The following is an 18,506-nucleotide window of genomic DNA, read 5'->3' as shown; positions in this document are numbered from 1 at the left end:
TTCTCGAAGCCGGCGCTGAAGCGTGCGCCGGTTTTGGCCGTTGTGGCGGTGCTCGCGCTTTCGGCGGGCGGCTGCGCCAACGAGATCGGCGATTTCAACCGCCAGCCGGCGCTCAGCGCCGTGGGCTCCGGGCTGCTCGCCGACCGTGTGCCGCTGCCGGCCGAGCCCGCGCCTCAGCCCGCCTACCGGCCGGGCAACTCCATCTGGCAGGACGCCAGCGCGGATCTCTTCCGGGATCCCAGGGCGCGCAAGATCGGCGACGTCGTCACGGTCAAGATCTCGATCAAGGACAAGGCGACGCTCGACAACAACTCCAAGCGATCGCGGGACTCGAAGACCAGCCTCAAGCCGAAGGTCGGGTATGATTTCCAGACGACGGGCGGGCTCAATCATACCGGCGACCTGTCCGTCGACGTGGAGGCGGAAGGCGAGACCTCGACGGACAGCAAGGGCGGCATCACGCGCTCGGAGAAGATCGAGCTCCTGATCGCCGCCGTGGTCACCGGTGTGCTGCCGAACGGCAACCTCATCATCAGCGGCAGCCAGGAAGTGCGGGTGAACTTCGAGGTGCGCGAGCTCAGCGTTGCGGGCATCGTCCGGCCGCGCGACATCTCGACCGACAATTCCGTCGCCTACGATAAGATCGCGGAGGCGCGCATCTCCTACGGCGGACGCGGCCGCATCACCGAGGTGCAGCAACCCGCGGTCGGGCAGCAGTTGTTCGATCTGCTGACGCCCTTCTGAGGAGCGAGCCCGTGGCCAGCGCGGACGCGAGGGGGGACGAAAAAAGCGGCGGCGGGCTGATCGGCCTCGTCGTCGTGACGCTTCTCGCGCTCGGCTTCGGTGCAGGCTTCGGATTCGTGGTCAGCACGCAACCGCAGAGTGCGGTCGAGGCGGAGGCGGGCGGCAAGGAGAAGGCGGCAAAGGCGGAGAAACCGCCCGCTCCGAGCGTTTCGCCCACCGCTGTTCTGGTGGCCATGACGCCCATCGTCGCCAATCTCGCGGAACCTCACGATGCCTGGATCCGCATCGAGGCCTCCATGCTCGTCGATGGCGTGATGCAGGGTGTCGATCTCCTGGCCGCTCAAGTCGCGGAGGATTTCGTCGCGTATCTGAGGACCGCGACGCTCTCTCAGTTCGAGGGGCCGAGCGGCTTCCAGAACTTGCGCGAGGACCTCGTCGACCGGGCTACCATCCGCGACCGCGAGCACATCAAGGACGTCATCATTCACGGGGTCGTCGTCGAATGAAGCGTCTCGCCCTCGTCTTCATGATGCTCATCGTCTTGCCCGGCGCGGCTTTGGCTCAGGGCTTCAATCTCGAGGGCTTGCTGCCGGCCGGGGAGCAGACCGTGACCGGGCGCATGGTGCAGCTCGTGGTGCTGATCACCATGCTATCGGTGGCGCCCGGCCTGCTGATGATGGTGACCTGCTTCACCCGGTTCGTGATCGTTCTGTCGCTCCTGCGCACCGGGCTCGGGTTGCAGACGACACCCGCCAACATGATCCTTGTCAGCCTGGCGCTGTTCATGACCTTCTATGTCATGGCGCCGACCTTCGACCGGATATGGCAGAACGGCCTCAAGCCGTTCGCCGAGAACAAGATCAGCGAGGAGGAAGCCTACACGCAGATCACCCAGCCCTTGCGCGAGTTCATGGCCGCCAACGTGAGGCCCAAGGATCTCGAGCTGTTCGAGGATCTGGCCCAGGAGCGCTTCGGACCGCGGGCGCCCGACGCCGAGGTCGAGCTTCGCGTGCTGGTGCCCGCGTTCATGATCTCCGAGCTTAGGCGCGGCTTCGAGATGGGGTTCCTGGTCGTGTTGCCGTTCCTCGTCATCGACCTGATCGTGGCGACACTCACCATGTCGATGGGCATGATGATGCTGCCGCCGACGGTGATGAGCCTGCCCTTCAAGGTGCTGTTCTTCGTGCTGATCGACGGCTGGAATCTTCTGATCGGTGGCCTCGTCCGATCCTTCCCTTGAACTCGCGTGCGGTTTATCTGCATCGAGATGCAGATACCTCCATCGCGCTCCCTTGAGACTATCGTCGTACAGAGTCGACTGCGTCCCCCATGTTTGTCACGACGCGGACTATTTTATCGAGGCAGTCAAGTCCCGCTTAACTCGGAATCAACATATCGAGCTTAAGGTCCTGCCGTAGTGGCAGATGGACATTCGGGGGGTATGCCCGGGCGCGCTGCCGCGTGTAGCGTGGCCGATTACGGCCGTAGTCGCGTAGCGTAAGGGTAGAACATGAGTAGCCTCAACACGAACATCGCGGCTATGACCGCGTTGCAGACTCTTCGGTCGACGAACTCTGAAATGCTTCAGACGCAGAACCGGATCTCGACCGGCCTGCGTGTCGCCAGTGCCTCCGACAATGCCGCCTATTGGTCGATCGCGACGACGATGCGCGGCGATCGCCAGTCGATCTCGACGGTTGCCGACGCGCTCGGTCTCGGCTCGGCCACGGCCGACATCGCGGCCAAGGGCATCGAGAGCGCCATCGATATCGCGGGCAAGATCAAGGACAAGCTGCTCGCCGCGCGTACGCCCGGCGTGGACCGCGCCAAGATCCAGAGCGAGATCACGGAGCTCCAGGAGTCGCTGAAGTCGGTCATCGACGGCGCGAGCTTCAACGGCCAGAACTGGCTGAAGAGCGACAGCGACGACGCCACGTCGACGCGTACGATCGTCTCCTCGTTCACGCGCGGGTCGGACGGCTCGATCTCGATCGGTACGATCAGCGTTGATCTCGACAAGACCCGCCTCGTCGATTCGACGACCGGTACTGCCGCCGGTCTTCTCGATACGGCTACGGCGCTGCCGAACGCGACCGCGACGGATTACACCGTGCTCGATCTCGACATCAGCTCGCTCACGGATTCCGAGGACGACCTCGAGGACCTCGAGGCCATGCTGTCAACGGTCGATACGTCGATCAGCAAGATGACCGACGCGGCGAGCTCGCTCGGCGCCATCAAGACGCGCATCGACATCCAGAAGGATTTCGCCAACAGCATGATGGCGGCCATCGACAAGGGTGTCGGACAGCTCGTGGACGCCGACATGAACGAGGAATCGACCCGGCTGCAGGCCCTGCAGGTGCGTCAGCAGCTCGGCATCCAGGCGCTCAGCATCGCCAACCAGAGCGCCCAGTCGATCCTGTCGCTCTTCAGGTAATCCCCGGTCAAAATCCTTTGACCCTCGCTTTCCGGAAGGCCGCGCCACCCAGGCGCGGCCTTTTTCGCTTTCGCGCACATTGGGGTGCCGTGGCCGATTTGGAACACCCTTTAACGGTTCGGTAAGCAACCCGTCCTATGTTCGACCATGAAAGCCCGACTTGGAGCGGGACAGACGAGTCGGAAGGGAATCATACGATGGGCAGCAGCATCAACACCAACATCGCGGCCATGACCGCGTTGCAGAGCCTGAACCAGACCAACAAGGAAATGCTGGTGACGCAGAACCGCGTCTCGACCGGCTACCGGGTGGCGGACGCGTCGGACAACGCTGCGTACTGGTCCATCGCAACGACGATGCGCGGCGACCGGTCGGCGCTCTCGACGGTTGCCGACGCGCTCGGTCTCGGCTCGGCCACGGCGGAAATCGCGGCCAAGGGCATCGAAAGCGCCATCGAGATCGCCGGCAAGATCAAGGACAAGCTGGTCGCCGCCCGCACGCCCGGCGTGGATCGTTCGAAGATCCAGAGCGAAATCAAAGAGCTTCAGGACTCGCTCAAGAGCGTCATCGACGGTGCGAGTTTCAACGGCCAGAACTGGCTGAAGAGCGACAGCGATGATCCCACGTCGACCCGCACGATCGTCTCGTCGTTCTCGCGCGCGGCTGACGGCACGATCAGCATCGGCACGATCACCGTTGACCTCGACAAGACTCGCCTTGTCGATTCGACGACGGGCACGGCTGCCGGCCTGCTCGACACGGCTACGGCGCTGCCGAATGCCACCGCAACGGACTACACTGTCCTCGATCTCGACATCGGCTCGCTCACGGACTCGGATGACGACCTCGAGGACCTCGAGGCCATGCTGTCGACGGTCGACGCGGCGATCCTCTCGATGACCGACGCAGCCACCAGCCTCGGCGCCATCAAGACGCGCATCGATATCCAGAAGGATTTCGCACAGAGCCTGATGGATGCCATCGATACCGGTGTCGGGCAGCTCGTGGACGCCGACATGAACGCCGAATCGACCCGTCTGCAGGCTCTGCAGGTGCGCCAGCAGCTCGGCATCCAGGCGCTCGGTATCGCCAACCAGTCGGCGCAGATGATCCTCCGGCTGTTCCAGTAAGCCCCACCAAGATTTCCGCTTCGGAAGGAAGCCGCGGACCCAGCCGGGTTCGCGGCTTCTGCTTTTTCATTCTGATCGTGCCCGCGCGCGCCGGCAGAGTGGCGCCGGCCCCCTCCGTAATCCCCGCACAAGGTTCGAAAGAAACAATGACTTACGAATCGGTAGAGGGGCGCTGGCATGAGCAGCATCAATACCAACGTCGCGGCCATGACCGCGCTGCAGACGCTGTCCCAGACCAACAAGGAACTGTTGGGTACGCAGAACCGTATCTCGACGGGTCTCAGGGTCAAGGATGCCTCCGACAACGCCGCCTACTGGTCGATTGCAACGACCATGCGCAGCGACCGCGCGGCCGTCTCCACCGTCGAGGACGCGCTGGGTCTCGGCGCCGCGACCGTCGAGGTCGCGGTTACGGCGCTGAACAGCGCCATCGAGACCATCACGAAGATCAAGGCCAAGCTGGTTGCCGCCCGTGCACCGGGTCTGGATCGCGGCAAGATCCAGAGCGAGATCGCCGAGCTTCAGGCCGAGCTCAGGAACACGGCCGGATCCGCCGTGTTCTCGGGCGAGAACTGGCTGCAGGGTGATTCGGGCGGACCGCTCTCGAAGACCATCGTCGCCTCGTTCTCCCGTGACAGCACGGGGTCCATCACCATCGGAACCATCGAGATCAACATCGGTCCATCGGGCACGATGCTGTTCGATACGACGACGGGAACGGTGTCGGGCATTCTCGACTCGGTGGCCAGCTATGCGCTTGCGGGCACCACGGCGACCTATTCGATCGCAGGTGCCACCACAGGAATGAATATCAGCGGGATCACCGACGATCCGGACGATCTGCTCGGGCTCGAGGCGATGGTAGACGGGGTGGATGCCGCCCTCAACACCATGACGGACGCGGCCACGCTGCTCGGTGCCGCGAAATCGCGCATCAACCTGCAGAAGGACTTCGTCGCCAAGCTGATGGATGCGATCGATGTCGGCATCGGCCAGCTCGTGGACGCCGACATGAACGAGGAATCGACCCGGCTCCAGGCGCTGCAGGTGCGCCAGCAGCTCGGCGTGCAGGCGCTCGGCATCGCCAACCAGTCGGCGCAGATGATCCTCAGGCTGTTCCAGAACTAAACGGGAGTCGCCTGCCTGGCAGGCTGCCACGCCGTCTGGCGTGGCTCTCGTCATTTTCGGATCGCGTGCGCGCGCAAGCGACCCCCGCAATTCCCGCGCAAGCTTAGTTGCTCAGAATCCCCCCGGCACACTTCCGAAATGGCGCGCACGCGATTGGGGCGGGGATGCTCGGCATCGAACAACTGGACAGGCTCTGGAGCAATCTGCTCGCGCTTGGCACGAAGCGGCTGGCCGCGCTCGGCCTGGTCGGTCTCGCCGTGTTCCTTTCGGTGGGTCTCGGCAGCTTCTATCTCAGCCGCTCGGACTACGACACGCTCTATGCCGGCCTCAACGCGCAGGACGTCAGCCGGATCGGTGCCGTGCTCAAGGATGCCGGCATCGCCTTCGACGTCAACGCGGAGGGCACCAAGGTCATGGTGCGGCGGGAGGAGACGGCGCAGGCGCGCATGCTGCTTGCCGAGAAGGGGCTGCCCTCGAGCTCGAACGCCGGCTACGAGCTGTTCGACAAGCTCGGCCCCATCGGCCTCACCTCCTTCATGCAGGAAGTGACGCGGGTGCGCGCCATCGAAGGCGAGCTGGCGCGCACCATCCAGGCGATGAAGGGGGTCAAGGCCGCGCGCGTCCATATCGTGCTGCCGGAGACGGGCTCGTTCCGGCGCGGCCGGCAGCCGGCCTCGGCCTCGGTCGTCATTCGTACCGAGATGGCCGCGGACACCTCCATGGCGCAGGCCATCCGCCATCTGGTCTCGGCCGCCGTGCCCGGCCTCACCGTCGACGACATCAGCGTGCTCAATACCGACGGCACGGTGCTGGCTTCGGCGGGAGACGCCAGCTCCTCGACCTCAAGCCGCAAGATCGAGCTTGAGAAGACGGTTGCCAAGGATCTCAGCGACAACGTGAGGAAGACGCTGACGCCTTACCTCGGGCTCGACAACTTCGAGGTCAGCGTCGCCGCCAGCCTCAACATCGACAAGCGGCAGACCAACGAGACGACGTTCGATCCGGATTCCAAGGTCGAACGCTCGCTCAGGGTGGTCAAGGAATCCGGTAGGCAGGAGAACACCGCCAGCCGCTCTCCGGTCGGTGTCGAGCAGAACGTGCCGGACCAGGCCGCCGACGGTTCCGGCGGCGATCAGTCGAAGCGCATCAACGACCGTCGCGAGGATCTTTCGAACTACGAGCTCAACTCGAAGATCGTGTCGACGACAAGCGAGGGCTATCGCGTCGAGGCGCTGACGATTGCGGTGGTTCTAAACCGCAAACGGCTGCTTGAGACGCTCGGCGAGGCCGCCACTCCGGAAGCCGTGCAGGCGCAGGTGAAGGAGGTCGAGCGGCTGGTGGGGACGGCCGCCGGCGTCGACGTCAAACGCGGCGATCAGATCAGCGTGGTTGCCGTCGAGTTCGCCGAGAATGCCCGCACGGGGGACGGCTTTGATTCCGCGAGCCTCGCCGGTCCGCTCATCGGCCTCGCCACCGGGCTCATCAAGGCGCTGACGGTGCTGGGCCTGGTCTTCATCGTCGTCGTGTTCGGCATGAGGCCGGTGACGCGCCTGTTGCTCGACCAGCGCGAGGGACAGGTCGCGGGTGGCGCGCTCGGCGCCGCGGCGGCCGGTACGGTGACCGACGAGGGGCCGCTGCTCACAAGCGAGGAGAGCGACGTGGCCGCGATCGATTCCGCGGCGACGGCTGAGCTGCTCGGGATCAAGCAGGAGCGCGAGCCCAACCTGATCGAGGACATCACCGGCGACGTGCTGCGTCTCTCGCAGAAGCGGCTCGAGCAGATGGTCGCCCTCGATGAGGAGCAGGCCGCCAACATCCTCAAGCAATGGATGCGGGAGCGTGTGGCATGACGGCGCTTCCCGTTGCCTACTACCTCAAGGAGCTTTCCGGCGAGCCGTCGCGGCGCGGCGGGCGCGGCCTTGGAGCGTTCGGGTCGGAAGGTACCTCCGACCTCGATGTCCAGCTTGACGAGGCGCATGCGCGAGGCGTTCTCGAAGGGCGGGCTGCGGCACAAGTGGAGAACGAGGCGGCCGCTGCCGCACAGGCCGCGGCTTTCGAGCAACGGCTCGCAGCCGAGCGGCAGAAATGGGTGGCTGAGCAGAGCACGCGGCTTGGCGAGATGATCGCGACCGCTTTCGAGGATCTCGAGAATCGGGTTTCCGACGTGGTCGGTGAGGTCCTGAAGACGGTCTTGAGTGCGGAGGTTCGCCATAGGGCCGTGGAGGAGCTCGCGCAGTCCCTCAACGGTCTGATGTCCAAAGGCGATTACGCCAGGATCACCATATCGGGCCCTCCGGACCTGCTGGCGGCGATGGAGGAGCAGCTCGCTGGCCGCCACGCCGGCCTGTCGTTCGTCGCGGCGGACGGAGCCGATCTTGTGATCCGTGCCGACGAGACCATCCTCGCGACGCGGATCGGAGCCTGGGCTGAAGTCATTGCGGGGAGCCGCTCATGAGCGCCGACGGCGATATGCCCGTTCCGCACGAGGTCGTCATCGTTCGTCGTCGCGGCGGCGACGGCGACGACGGCCACCACGGAGGCGCCTGGAAAATCGCTTTCGCCGATCTCATGACGGCGATGATGGCGTTCTTCCTTGTCATGTGGCTGCTCAACGTCTCCGACAAGGAGAAGATCCAGCAGATCGCCACTTACTTCAATCCGCTCAAGCTCAACTCGAAGCGTCCGACCGTCAAGGGCATGGAGGACGAGCGCGATCCGCCGAAGTCCGCTCCGGCGACCGAGGGGCCGGCGGACCGGGGCGCGCACGAGAACACCGTCGACGACAAGAACAAGCGGCAGGCGGCCTCCAAGCCCGGCGGCGACGGCGATCTGCCGGAAGGCGATGCGCACATGGCGGAGGAGGAGCTGTTCAACGATCCCTATGGTGTGCTCGCGCGTCTCGCCATGAAGGCCGAGGGTAACGCGGATCAGTCCAACGTTTCGAGAAACGACAGCTTGGGTCCGGCCGGAGAAGCCTTCAGCAATCCCTTCGAGCCGTTTGCCGATCAGTCCCTCTCGCAGCCGAAGGCGGCGCAGAGCGAGCACGAGCAAATGACGCTCACCGAGCCGGGTGCGCATCCGTTGCCGCCGGGCCTCGACAAGCCTCTCGAAGTCAAGCCGGACGTGGCCGAGGATGGTCCGCCGGACGCAACGGACCAGAAGGCGTCTTCTCGGGACGCTCCCTCGGACAGAATTAGCGAGCAGGTCAGGACGCTCGAAGGCGAGCTCGCCAAGGCGCTGGGGATGGTCGCGGACGACAAGAAGCCGAACATCGAGGTCAAACGGGTCGACGAGGGCGTGATGATCAGCCTGACCGACGATTTCCGATTCGGCATGTTCGACAGCGCATCGGCGACGCCGAAGCCCGAGATGGTCGTGGTGATGGAAAAGGTCGCGAATGTTTTGGCCGCACACCAGGGCAGGATCATCGTGCGGGGCCACACGGACGCGCGCCCGTTCAGGACGGAGAGGAACAACAATTGGCGGCTGTCCATGGCCCGCGCGCAGGCGGCCTACTACATGCTGGCAAGGGGCGGCATCGAGGAGCGGCGCTTCGAGAGCATCGAGGGGCGCGCCGACCGCAATCCCAAGAATATCACCGATCCGAATGCGGCTGAGAACCGGCGCATCGAGATCATGCTGAGGCCGAGCCTGTGATTGCCGCGCGCTCACTGCAGATGTGTCTCGCTCTTTCCGGCCTCGTCGCCGGTATAACGGCGGCGGTTGCAGCCGAGCCGTTGGCTGGCGGCGTATCGTTGATCAACGTCGCGGCGGCCGAGACGGCCGAGGTGCCGCCGGAAACGGCGGCGGAAGCCGTGAAGGCGGAGAATGGCGAGGAGGGGGAGGAGGGGGAGCCTGCTCCGGCGCCTCTCTGGCCGGAGATGCCTGCGGTCGAGGCGGACAAGCAGCCGTTCGTTCTCATCCGGGCGTTGCGCTCGGTGCAAGACAAGGTCGCTGCAGGGAGCGCGACGGCGCACGAGCAGCAACGGCAACTCATGCAGAGCCTCGGGACCGAGATGACGGCGCTGCCGGTTGCGGTGTGGGACGATGTGCGCAACGTGCGCGCCGCCATATTCTTCGTGCTGTCGGGCGGTAATCCGGCTGTGCTAAAGGCCGCCGCCGGACGTGCGGGCACACCGCTCGTCGAGCGGCGCGTGCTCAGGGGGGCGATGGCCTACGGCGAGGGGCGCGTCATCGATGCGCTGGGCTTGCTCCACAAGATCGAGGCGCGGTCGCTCGATCCGTTGCTCGCCGGCATCGTGGCGCTCATCCAAGGCACGCTGATCACCAAGAAGGACGCGCGTAAGGCGATTCACTTCTTCGACGAGGCGCGCCTGCTCTCGCCCGGGACGCTGATCGAGGAATCGGCGCTTCGGCAGCAGATCCTGCTCGTCGCGAGGGAGGGCGAGGTGGAGCGCTTCGACATGCTCACGGCGCAGTATTCGCGCCGCTTTCCGAATTCGCTCTTCGCGCGCAGCTTTCGCCGCCAGTTCTTCGCCGGTGTGGCACGGCAGAATTTCAAGCGCGCCTCGGAATGGATCTCGCGCACGGAGACGGAGCTCATGAAGGTGCCGGCTACGGAACGTGCCGGCCTCTATCTTGCCATTGCGGAGGAGGCCACGAAGGGCGGCAACATCGACATCGCCCGGTTCGCGGCCTCCAAGGCGCGCGAGCTTTCGCGGGCCGATAGCCGGTCTTTTCAGCGTGCGAAGCTGTTCGAAGGCGCGGCACTCGCGGCAACGCACGATTTCGAGCAGGGCGTCCTGCTGCTCAACGACGTCGATGTCGCGCAGGTCGGTGCATCCGATCGCGAGATCCGCGACTCGGCCCTTGCCGTGGCGGGTGCCGTCGGTCGATGGCCGGCCGTTTCCGGTGCGCTTGAGGAGGCTGAGCCGGAGTCGGTCGGGCGGGCGCGGGCGTTGCTGACAGAAGTCGATACACTGCTCGGAGGATCGTCGCCGTGAGTGCTGCACAGGCTGTTACATCGGGACTTCCCGCATCGTCCCCGAGTGTGCGCCCCGTCTCCGGCGGGGCCGAAACAGGGCAGAGGGATGCCTCGTTCCGCGATGCGCTCGATACGGCCTCGCGCTCCCGCGGCGCGGGCGACGATCGTGGCGATGACGCCGCCGGCAACGGCGAGGGAGCGTCTCCCCGTGCGGAGCCCGCCGGCGCGGTCGATCTCTCGGCGATATTGGCCCAGCTCGGCGGTGCGGCTCGCGCAACGGAGGAAGAGGTGGACATCCCGGTCTTGTCAGGATCCGTACCTGCCGTTCCTACGGGCGACGGCACGGTCGGGGAGACCGGGCCGTGGCTGCCGGGGCAGGTCGGAGAGCACGGCGAGAGTCTTGATGCCGAGCCGCTGCTCGCCCTGCTGAAGTCCGGAGGGACGTCCGCCTCGGGCGAGGCGGCGCCGGAGGTGCTCAATATCAAGGTCACGGTGGCCGGGCAGGAAACGCATCTCGCCGTCGATCGGCCTTCGGATGCGTTCACGTCGCTTGCGCCGGCACAGGAGCCGACCAAGAGCGCGTCCTCGGCTCAGGGCGAAGGAAAGACGGCCGCGCTCGGAGCAACCCTCTCGCAAGCGATGGACGAGGCCGCAAGGTCGTCGCGCTTGCGTGGGAGCGGTGCAGCCGCAGAGGTCGGGTCGAAGGCGGATACAGCGACAGGGGTGCCGCGCGTCGCTGCATTTGCGGACGAGACGGCAGGCAAGGGAGGTGCGACGGCGCTCGCAGATCAAAGCATCTCGGGACAGGAGGGGCGGCAGCAGGAGGGCCGCGGCTCTTCGGGCGCCGGCGCGCAGCAACAGGCTACGGGTGCGTTCCTGTCGATGATGGCTGGCGCCGCGCCGCGTGCCGGGGCCGTCGCTAGCCCGGCGGATGCGGGTGTCCCCCATGAGTCCGTAAGCGATCAGATCGCCGCCGAGGTGCGTTCCGAGCTCAGGGCGCACGGGCTCAGCGAGACGTCGTCCGACGGCGTCGTCAAGGTTCTGCATCTCGAGCTCAAGCCCGCCAATCTCGGCAGCGTAACGGTTCGTATCGCGCTCAAGGAAAACGCCGTCACCATTCATCTGGAGGCCCAGAGGCTCGATACGCTGGCCGTGATCGAAAGCGAGCGAGAGGCGCTCGTGAGTGCGCTCGCCTCGGCCGGCTATACGGTCGACGGCGTTACGACCGCGCCGCAGAGCGAAGCGAGCCGCTCGCTCGCGTCACTTGCCGGGTTCGGGGAGCAGGGCGCGGCCGCGTCGCAGGGCGGTTCGCAGGGCCAGGGCCAGGGACTTTCCGATTCATCGGGCGGCCAGGGCCGTCCGGGCCAGGCGGGATCTGGAAATCCGGCGGATCGTCACCCATCTGACGATAAGGATGTCGGCAGCGGCGGTGTTCGCAGGGCCGCCGGCGGGATCTATGTTTAAGGCCCGGTAAAGTCGTGTCGCGTACGAGAGTTGTCTATGAGCGTGATTTTTCTATCGACGGTCAGACGAGCGGCGAGAGCGATGACAACCACAGGACTTCTCGGGCCCTTCAGGCTCGCTTACGACGACATTACCGACAGCATCCCGCGGGTCGCGCCCGGCGCTTTCGTGCTCGGCCACAAGGGTCCGGACGGCCGCTTCTATGTCGACTTCGTGGGGCGGGCCGATCACGACGTGCGTGACAGGCTCCTGCAGCTCATCGGATCAGGCAACCTGTTCAAGTACAGGTGCTCACCGACGAGCGAGCAGGCCTTCCACGCGGAATGTGAGCTGTTCCATGATTTCCAGCCGCCCGGCAACCGCATGCATCCCGACCGGCCGGCGGGAACTAATTGGGAATGCCCGAGGTGCCGGTTTTTCCGTCTTCAAGGGCGAGCATAGCGATGATGTCGGTCAGCGCGGCCTGATAGCCGTGGTGCCAGTAGGCCCGCTCGGGCGTATGGGCATCGAGATGGCGCTGGTCGACGTCGGTGTACGGCGCCTCTTCCTCAAGCCACTCGCGGATGTTGTCGCGCCGCTGACGCAGCACGGAGACGCTGGATTTCTGAGGCATGTTTGACTGACCCTGACCCTACTTCTTGAGCTGGCCGCTTCCCTTGCGGCAGCCTCATTCTTTTACCTCAGACCCCGTTGCAGCCGGCTTAGATGCAGCCGCAAAAGTTGCTTCAAATTTTACCGGATTTTTGTCCCGATTCGGGACATGCGTAAGGGCAGCGTCAAGATTTGAAGCGTGGGATCAGTGGATCTCGGGCAGGACGTCGCCGATGCGGCGCGGGCCAGAGGGCTTGCGAGCGGTGGAAGCGGTCTCGGCGGGCGCCTTGTCGACGATCTCGGCCGCGATGCGGCGGATCCAGCCGTCGATGGTGGCCTCGGGGTCGCGGCCCTGCGCCACGTCTGCGGCAACGGCGTTGGCGAGGGCGCGGGCTAATGTCGTCGCGCGTGCGTCGCCGAGCGGGCGAGAGAGCTCGCCCAGAGCAGAAATTCTTGCGCGAAGGCTTGCGGAAAGCTGCATGGTTGCACCAAACGAAGACACATCCGTTCTACGCAACTCGCGTGCCAGGGCGGGGCTGAGCAGGGCCAGCCGAGCAATCCGGAACGGCGGTCAGCTTTACGCAAGGGCGCCGCGTTAACAAGGCTGGCCGGAGGCTACCGATCCCTGCCATGCACAGCTTTTACCTGGATGCTATCCGCAACTTCGAAGGCTTCACGCCGCAGGCGAGCTGGGACTACGCGCAGTTCTCGACCGGGTATGGGACCAAAGCGCGCTTTGCCGGCGAGGTGATCGACCGCGCGGAGGCGGAGCGGCGCTTTCAGACCGAGGTCTCGGCCGCGCGGTCCCTTGTCGAGAAGGCGGCGCCGCATGTCGACGACGGCACCAAGGCGGCGTTGACGTCGCTTACCTACAACGCGGGGACGGCGTGGATCGAGAGCGGGCTCGGCGATGCCGTGCGGCGCGGCGACCTCGAGGCTGCACGCGAGATCTTCCAGAAATACAACAAGGCCGGCGGCGAGGTGCTGCCGGGGCTGGTCAATCGGCGGTCGCAGGAAGCGCTGTGGATCGGCAATCCCGACGCAGTGGCGATGGGTGGTGCGGTCGGTGCCGGGTTGACGGATGGCGACGCTACGGCCGCGCTGCCGCCGGTCATCGTGGACCGGGATCAGAGCGCGCGCACTGTTGCCGAGATGATAGCCGCGCGTCCGGTACGCTCCGTTGCAACGGCGGCCGAGGGCAGAGCGGACGTGTTCGAGAGGGGACCGCGCACGGAGCGCCTGGCGCTGTCGGGTCCTTTGGCCAGTGTGGCGAACGAAGCGCTCATGGCCCTCGTTGGCGGCGAGCGTCTTGGGCCGGGAGGTGCTGCCGAGATCGCGCGCTTGGCGCAGCTTGGGCGTGGAAGCGAGCTCGCGAGCCGAGATCAGCAGGACAAGGAAACGCGGCGGGTGTGAGCCGCCGCGCCGTGCATCCCGACGATCTGATCTCTCTTTTCCTTAGCCGGCGGTGCGGAAGCGGGCTGCGGAGAGGGCGGCCGCGCCGAACCCGGGCGGCAGCGTGGCCGACGGAGCGGACGGCTGCGCGAAGCGGGATGCCGGCGTGTCCGCCGCATTGGAGGTCGCGCCCGCGCGCATGAAGATGCCCCTGTGCTCGGGATGCGGCACAAGCTCCGTCTTGAGTCCGATCAGGCTTTCGGAGGCGCCGAGGGTCACGTACCCGTCGGGCGCCAGGACGCGCGTCATGCGTGCGAGGATGTCGGTCTTGCGGACGGCATCGAAGTAGATCAGCACGTTGCGGCAGAAGATGATGTCGAAGCGCCCGAGCGCGGTGAAGTCGGCAAGCAGGTTCAGCGGGCGAAAGGAGACCTTCGAGCGGATGTGGTCGGAGATCTGCCAGCTCTCGCCGATCTGGTTGAAGTGGCGCAGCAGCATCGGGGCTGGAAGACCGCGCTGAACCTCGAACTGCGAGTAGATGCCTTTCTTCGCCTTCTCAAGCACCTGCTCGGAGAGGTCGGTACCCACGATCTCGACTTTCCAGCCCACCATGCGAGCGGCGAACTCGTCAAGGATCATGGCCAGCGAGTAGGCCTCCTGGCCGGTGGATGAGGCGGCAGACCAGATGCGCAGGCGCTTCTCGTTCTGGCGCGCGGCAAGCAAGGCCGGCAGCATGACGGAACGGAACTGGTCGAAGGGAGACTTGTCGCGGAAGAAGTAGGTCTCGTTGATCGTCATCGCCTCGATGACGTCCTTGGCGATCTTGGGCGACTGGCCTCTCTGCAGCAGGGCCACGAGCTCCTCGAGCCCGGACAGCTTCTCGCGTCGGACGATCGGCATGACGCGACTTTCGACGAGGTACTTCTTGCTGCTCTCCATCACGAGGCCGGAGTTGCGGCGCAGGTATTCGCAAAGGGCATCGAACGCTTGGGACATGTTACGGTTCACTGGTTCTATTGGTTGAGCCGATCGCGAAGCGGTGCGTCCCGCTAAGCTGCGCAGCGGAAAAGTTTTCTCAGACCATTCCGATCTGCTCGAGCTTGGTGCGGATGATCTCCTGATCGAAAGGCTTCATGATGTACTCGGTGGCGCCGGCCTCGAGTGCGGTCAGGATCTTGTCGCGCGTGTTCTCGGTCGTGCAGAACACCACCTGGGGCTCGGCGCCCTGCGGCATCTTGCGAAGCTTGGTCAGAAACTCGAGCCCGCTCATCACCGGCATGTTCCAGTCGAGAAGGATGAGATCGGGCAGGCTTGCCTCGCACTGCTCGAGCGCGTGGGCACCGTCCTTGGCTTCCGATACCTCGAATCCGATGTTCTCGAGGATCTGCCTCGCGATCTTGCGGATGAACGACGAGTCATCCACGACGAGGGCCTTTTTCATGTCACTCACCTTTACGCTTATTGGATACGCCTGATGCGACCTCTTGCCTCCGATCGGATGATTCCGTCGGAAGCGGTCGGGTTGGTCTTAGCTCGTGAAGTCGAAGAGTGCTCCGATGTTGAGCGCGGGAATGAGGAGGTTCCCGACCTTGTAGAGGCCCGCCATGAAGCGGGAGCGGGCGGGATCGAAATGAGCAGGGATCTGGACTTTCATCGAGGCATCGAGCGTCAGCACGTCGCCGACCTCATCGACGATGAGCGCGAAGTTCTCGCCCTTGTGCTCGATGCCGATGGCCAGCGAGTTCTGCACCTCGTCCACGGGGATGCCGAGGCGGCGGCGCAGGCTGACGGCTGTCACGATCTTGCCGCGCAGGTTGACGAGGCCGACGATGTCGGCCGGGCCGAGCGGGATCGGGGTCACGCTGGTGATGCGGAAGATGGTCTGCGTGTGCAGGACCGAGAGACCGAACGCCTCGCCCCCTGCGAAGACCGTGAAGTAGCTCTCCTCGCCCGCGGTCGGGACGTCGGAAAGCGCAGAGACGGCAACGGCTGCGCTCATGCTGCTCATGCGGCAAGCTCCATGCTCATGGCCTTGGCGTCTGCGGCGGCGTCGAGCGCGTAGGCAAGCGTCTCGAGCAGCGCGTGGCGGTCATGCTTGCTGACGAGCGCGGCCATGCCGCTCTCGGTGGCGATGCGGGTCGCCCGCGGCGTCGGGTTCTTGCTCAGGCCGATAGCCGGGATGCGGTTCGCGTCCTTGCGCTCCTTGAGCGCACGCAGGACGTCGGGCGTGGACAGCCGCGGTGCGTCCGCATCGAGGATGACCGCGTCGAAGGTGGCGATCTGGCTCATCAGCTCGTTCACGTCGGCCGGGATCGGGGCCGCAACCAGATTGTAGCCCGCGGCCGAGAGCGCCGGGCACAGCATGTCGCGCACGAGCTGATCGTCGGCAGCGAAGAGGATACGCTGCGGCGTGGCAGCGCTCCTGCCGGGATCAGCAGCAAGGCGGATGAAGTGCGAGACGTCGATGAGCTCGACGGCCTCGCCGCGAATCTCCGCCGAGCCGACAAGCTCGGAGTTGGCGCTGGCGAGCTGAATCTCGAGCTTCTCCTCGAGGATATCGACGATCTCGTCGGCCATGAGCCCGATGGCGTGCGTGTCGGTGGCGACGACAAGCACGGGATAGGACGGCTGCGACATGTCGATCTCGTGCGAGATCGGGACGATCGGCATCAGGCGGCCCTGCAGCAGGACCATCAGGCGGCCGTCCGAGCTTTCGATGCGGCTGGTCTCGACCATCTCGATGCGCGAGACGAGCGAGAGCGGCAGGACCTTGGGGGCTCCGGAGCCGGCCTTGAACATGACGAGACGGCGGCGCTCGAGTGCGTTCTGATCGCGCACCTCGGCACGCTTCTTCTCGGTCGACTTCTCGATGCCCAGGCTGGCGGCGAGACCGGAGGGATCGAGAATGAGCACGACCGATCCGTCGCCCAGGATGGTGTGGCCGCTGAAGACCTTAAGATGAGCCAGCGAGGCCGAAAGCGGCTTGACGACGATCTCCTGGATGTCGGCCACGCCGTCAACGATGATGCAGAACGAGTCCGTGCCGACGCGCATGACGACAGCGAGCTTCTCGCTCTCGTGGTCCTCGTTGCCGCCGAGGCCGACCACGCTCCGCAGCTCGACCGCGGGAATGACCTCCTCGCGCAGCTTGAGAACCAGGGCGTTCTGCACGTCCTGGATCAGCTCCTTGTAGTTCTTGCCGAGGCTCACCGCCTCGACCACGGAAGTCTGCGGCAGGGCGAAGCGCTGGCCTGCGACCTCGATGATCAGGGCCGGTGCAATGGCGAGTGTCAGCGGGATGCGCAGCGAGAAGCGGCTACCCTTGCCCTCGATGGAGGAGAGCGAGACCGAGCCGCCGATGGCCTCGATGTTCGAGCGCACGACGTCCATGCCGACGCCGCGGCCGGAGACGTTGGAGACCACCTGAGCGGTCGAGAAGCCGGGCTCGAAGATGAAGCGGTAGATCTCCTCGTTGCTCATGGCGCGGAGGTCCTGCTCCGTCGCGAGCCCCTGGGCGAGGATCTTCTTCTTGATGCGCTCGGTGTCGAGGCCTTTGCCGTCCTCGGCAATGTCGATGGTGATCTGACCGGCCTCGTGGGCGGCCGAGACGCGGATCTCGCCGCGCTCGGGCTTGCCGGCGGCAAGACGCTCCTCTGGCCGCTCGATGCCGTGGTCGGCGCAGTTGCGGATGAGGTGGGTCAGTGGATCGCGGATGACCTCGATCAACTGGCGGTCGAGCTCGGTGTCGGCGCCCTCGGTGACGAGATCGATGCTCTTGCCGAGGCTCGTGGAGAGCTCGCGCACGAGGCGCGGCAGGTTGGCATACAGGCGGCCGACGGGCTGCATGCGGGCGCGCATGACGGCGTCCTGCAGATCGCTGGTCAGCGTCGAGAGATGCTGCAGCGGGGTCTTGATGGCGTCGTCCTCGCGGTGGCGCGCCAGCTCAAGGAGCTGGTTGCGGGAGAGGACCAGCTCGGAGACGAGCTGCATCATGCGCTCGATGGTGTCGACCGAGACGCGGATGGATTCTTGATTGGCGGTGGAGCCGCCCTGAGCCTTGGCTTGCGACCCGGAGTTGGACTCGGGGGCCTTGGCCGACTCTTTGGTCGAGGCAGGCACGGCGGGGGCAGGCTGTGCGGGTTGCGGTGCTGTGGCAACCGGTGCGGAGGGCGTCAGTTCGGCCTGTACGGAAGGAGGCTCCTCGCTCGGCGCCGGAGCGGCGACCTTCGCACTTGCCTCCGCGGCGGCCGCGGCTTCTGCCGCTTCCGAGCCCGCGGCGTAGTAGGCTTCGAGCGCGTTGATGATCTCGCTGTCATCGCCCGGCGGCTCGCATCCGTTCTGGCCGATCTCCTCGATGATGGTCTTGATGCGGTCGATGGCGGCGAGAATGATGCTGACGGAGTGCTGGGTCGGCGGAACGCCGTCGCGCAGCATGCCCATGACGGATTCGGCGGCGTGGCCGACGCGCTCCAAGCGCTCGAGGCCGAGGAAGCTCGACGTGCCCTTGATGGTGTGGACCAGGCGGAAGATGCTGGTGATCAGGGATGCATCGGTAGGATTGCGCTCGAAGTGCACGAGCTGCGTTTCCGCGCCTTCGATGTGCTCTGTCGTTTCGGTGAGAAAATCTTTCAGCAGCTCGTCCATTGGAAGTCCCCCTCGGCGTCCAGCGGTC

19 protein-coding genes are annotated in these 18,506 nt (G+C 65.4%); 13 read left to right on the top strand and 6 right to left on the bottom strand.

Annotation, left to right across the window (positions count from 1 at the left end; all coding sequences use genetic code 11):
• Window positions 1–15: 15 nt before the first annotated feature.
• From flgH to IT540_RS06270, 12 genes are all read left to right on the top strand, one after another.
• On the top strand, window positions 16–744 hold the full coding sequence (flgH, locus tag IT540_RS06325; protein ID WP_291174600.1) for a flagellar basal body L-ring protein FlgH: 729 nt from the start codon (window positions 16–18) through the stop codon (window positions 742–744).
• A gap of 11 nt (window positions 745–755) precedes the next feature.
• Window positions 756–1,250: a flagellar basal body-associated FliL family protein gene (locus IT540_RS06320; RefSeq protein ID WP_291174596.1), complete on the top strand. Its 495-nt coding sequence runs from the start codon at window positions 756–758 to the stop codon at window positions 1,248–1,250.
• Window positions 1,247–1,984: a flagellar type III secretion system pore protein FliP gene (fliP, locus tag IT540_RS06315; protein ID WP_291174594.1), complete on the top strand. Its 738-nt coding sequence runs from the start codon at window positions 1,247–1,249 to the stop codon at window positions 1,982–1,984. The genes IT540_RS06320 and fliP overlap by 4 nt, the downstream gene beginning before the upstream one ends.
• Window positions 1,985–2,254: 270 nt before the next feature.
• Entirely contained in the window at window positions 2,255–3,184 is a 930-nt protein-coding gene (locus IT540_RS06310; RefSeq protein ID WP_291174592.1) for a flagellin, read from the top strand.
• Between the two features lie 197 nt (window positions 3,185–3,381).
• The gene (locus IT540_RS06305) at window positions 3,382–4,314 is read left to right on the top strand and encodes a flagellin (RefSeq protein WP_291174590.1); all 933 of its coding nucleotides are present in this window, start codon (window positions 3,382–3,384) and stop codon (window positions 4,312–4,314) included.
• Window positions 4,315–4,491: 177 nt separating this feature from the next.
• Window positions 4,492–5,442: a flagellin gene (locus tag IT540_RS06300; protein ID WP_291174587.1), complete on the top strand. Its 951-nt coding sequence runs from the start codon at window positions 4,492–4,494 to the stop codon at window positions 5,440–5,442.
• A 164-nt stretch (window positions 5,443–5,606) separates the two neighbouring features.
• Window positions 5,607–7,292 carry a flagellar basal-body MS-ring/collar protein FliF gene (gene fliF / locus IT540_RS06295; RefSeq protein WP_291174585.1) on the top strand — a complete coding sequence of 562 codons (1,686 nt, stop codon included), beginning with the start codon at window positions 5,607–5,609 and terminating at the stop codon, window positions 7,290–7,292.
• Window positions 7,289–7,897 (top strand): hypothetical protein, encoded by a 609-nt coding sequence (locus IT540_RS06290; RefSeq protein ID WP_291174583.1) that lies wholly within the window; start codon window positions 7,289–7,291, stop codon window positions 7,895–7,897. The genes fliF and IT540_RS06290 overlap by 4 nt, the downstream gene beginning before the upstream one ends.
• The gene (locus IT540_RS06285) at window positions 7,894–9,099 is read left to right on the top strand and encodes a MotB family protein (RefSeq protein WP_291174581.1); all 1,206 of its coding nucleotides are present in this window, start codon (window positions 7,894–7,896) and stop codon (window positions 9,097–9,099) included. The genes IT540_RS06290 and IT540_RS06285 overlap by 4 nt, the downstream gene beginning before the upstream one ends.
• Before the next feature lie 20 nt (window positions 9,100–9,119).
• A complete protein-coding gene (locus IT540_RS06280; RefSeq protein ID WP_291174579.1) occupies window positions 9,120–10,406 on the top strand; it encodes a hypothetical protein in 1,287 nt (428 codons plus the stop codon).
• A complete protein-coding gene (locus tag IT540_RS06275; protein ID WP_291174577.1) occupies window positions 10,403–11,851 on the top strand; it encodes a flagellar hook-length control protein FliK in 1,449 nt (482 codons plus the stop codon). The genes IT540_RS06280 and IT540_RS06275 overlap by 4 nt, the downstream gene beginning before the upstream one ends.
• 81 nt (window positions 11,852–11,932) lie before the next feature.
• A complete protein-coding gene (locus tag IT540_RS06270; protein ID WP_291174575.1) occupies window positions 11,933–12,292 on the top strand; it encodes a hypothetical protein in 360 nt (119 codons plus the stop codon).
• Here IT540_RS06270 and IT540_RS06265 read toward each other — a convergent pair.
• Together IT540_RS06265 and IT540_RS06260 are read right to left on the bottom strand one after the other, a co-directional pair.
• Window positions 12,240–12,464 carry a hypothetical protein gene (locus IT540_RS06265; RefSeq protein ID WP_291174572.1) on the bottom strand — a complete coding sequence of 75 codons (225 nt, stop codon included), beginning with the start codon at window positions 12,462–12,464 and terminating at the stop codon, window positions 12,240–12,242. The two genes, IT540_RS06270 and IT540_RS06265, sit on opposite strands and share 53 nt — an antisense overlap.
• 183 nt (window positions 12,465–12,647) lie before the next feature.
• Window positions 12,648–12,923, bottom strand: coding sequence for a hypothetical protein (locus tag IT540_RS06260; protein WP_291174570.1), 276 nt, complete (start codon window positions 12,921–12,923; stop codon window positions 12,648–12,650).
• A gap of 149 nt (window positions 12,924–13,072) precedes the next feature.
• Between IT540_RS06260 and IT540_RS06255 the strand changes: the two genes are divergently transcribed.
• Window positions 13,073–13,855 carry a lysozyme gene (locus tag IT540_RS06255; RefSeq protein ID WP_291174567.1) on the top strand — a complete coding sequence of 261 codons (783 nt, stop codon included), beginning with the start codon at window positions 13,073–13,075 and terminating at the stop codon, window positions 13,853–13,855.
• Window positions 13,856–13,897: 42 nt separating this feature from the next.
• On the opposite strand, the gene IT540_RS06250 is transcribed toward IT540_RS06255, so the two are convergent.
• The 4 genes from IT540_RS06250 to IT540_RS06235 form a co-directional block, all read right to left on the bottom strand.
• Complete coding sequence (locus IT540_RS06250) at window positions 13,898–14,830, bottom strand: protein-glutamate O-methyltransferase CheR (RefSeq protein ID WP_291174565.1); 933 nt, start codon at window positions 14,828–14,830, stop codon at window positions 13,898–13,900.
• Between the two features lie 79 nt (window positions 14,831–14,909).
• Complete coding sequence (locus IT540_RS06245) at window positions 14,910–15,275, bottom strand: response regulator (RefSeq protein ID WP_291174562.1); 366 nt, start codon at window positions 15,273–15,275, stop codon at window positions 14,910–14,912.
• Between the two features lie 87 nt (window positions 15,276–15,362).
• Entirely contained in the window at window positions 15,363–15,842 is a 480-nt protein-coding gene (locus IT540_RS06240; protein ID WP_291174560.1) for a chemotaxis protein CheW, read from the bottom strand.
• A complete protein-coding gene (locus IT540_RS06235; RefSeq protein WP_291174558.1) occupies window positions 15,839–18,478 on the bottom strand; it encodes a chemotaxis protein CheW in 2,640 nt (879 codons plus the stop codon). The genes IT540_RS06240 and IT540_RS06235 overlap by 4 nt, the downstream gene beginning before the upstream one ends.
• Between the last annotated feature and the right edge of the window lie 28 nt (window positions 18,479–18,506).

The organism is Hyphomicrobium sp. (genome assembly GCF_020852195.1).
Lineage (GTDB): Bacteria > Pseudomonadota > Alphaproteobacteria > Rhizobiales > Hyphomicrobiaceae > Hyphomicrobium_C.
The sequence above is the reverse complement of the archived record's forward strand: the minus strand, read 5'-3'. Positions and strand labels throughout refer to the sequence as shown.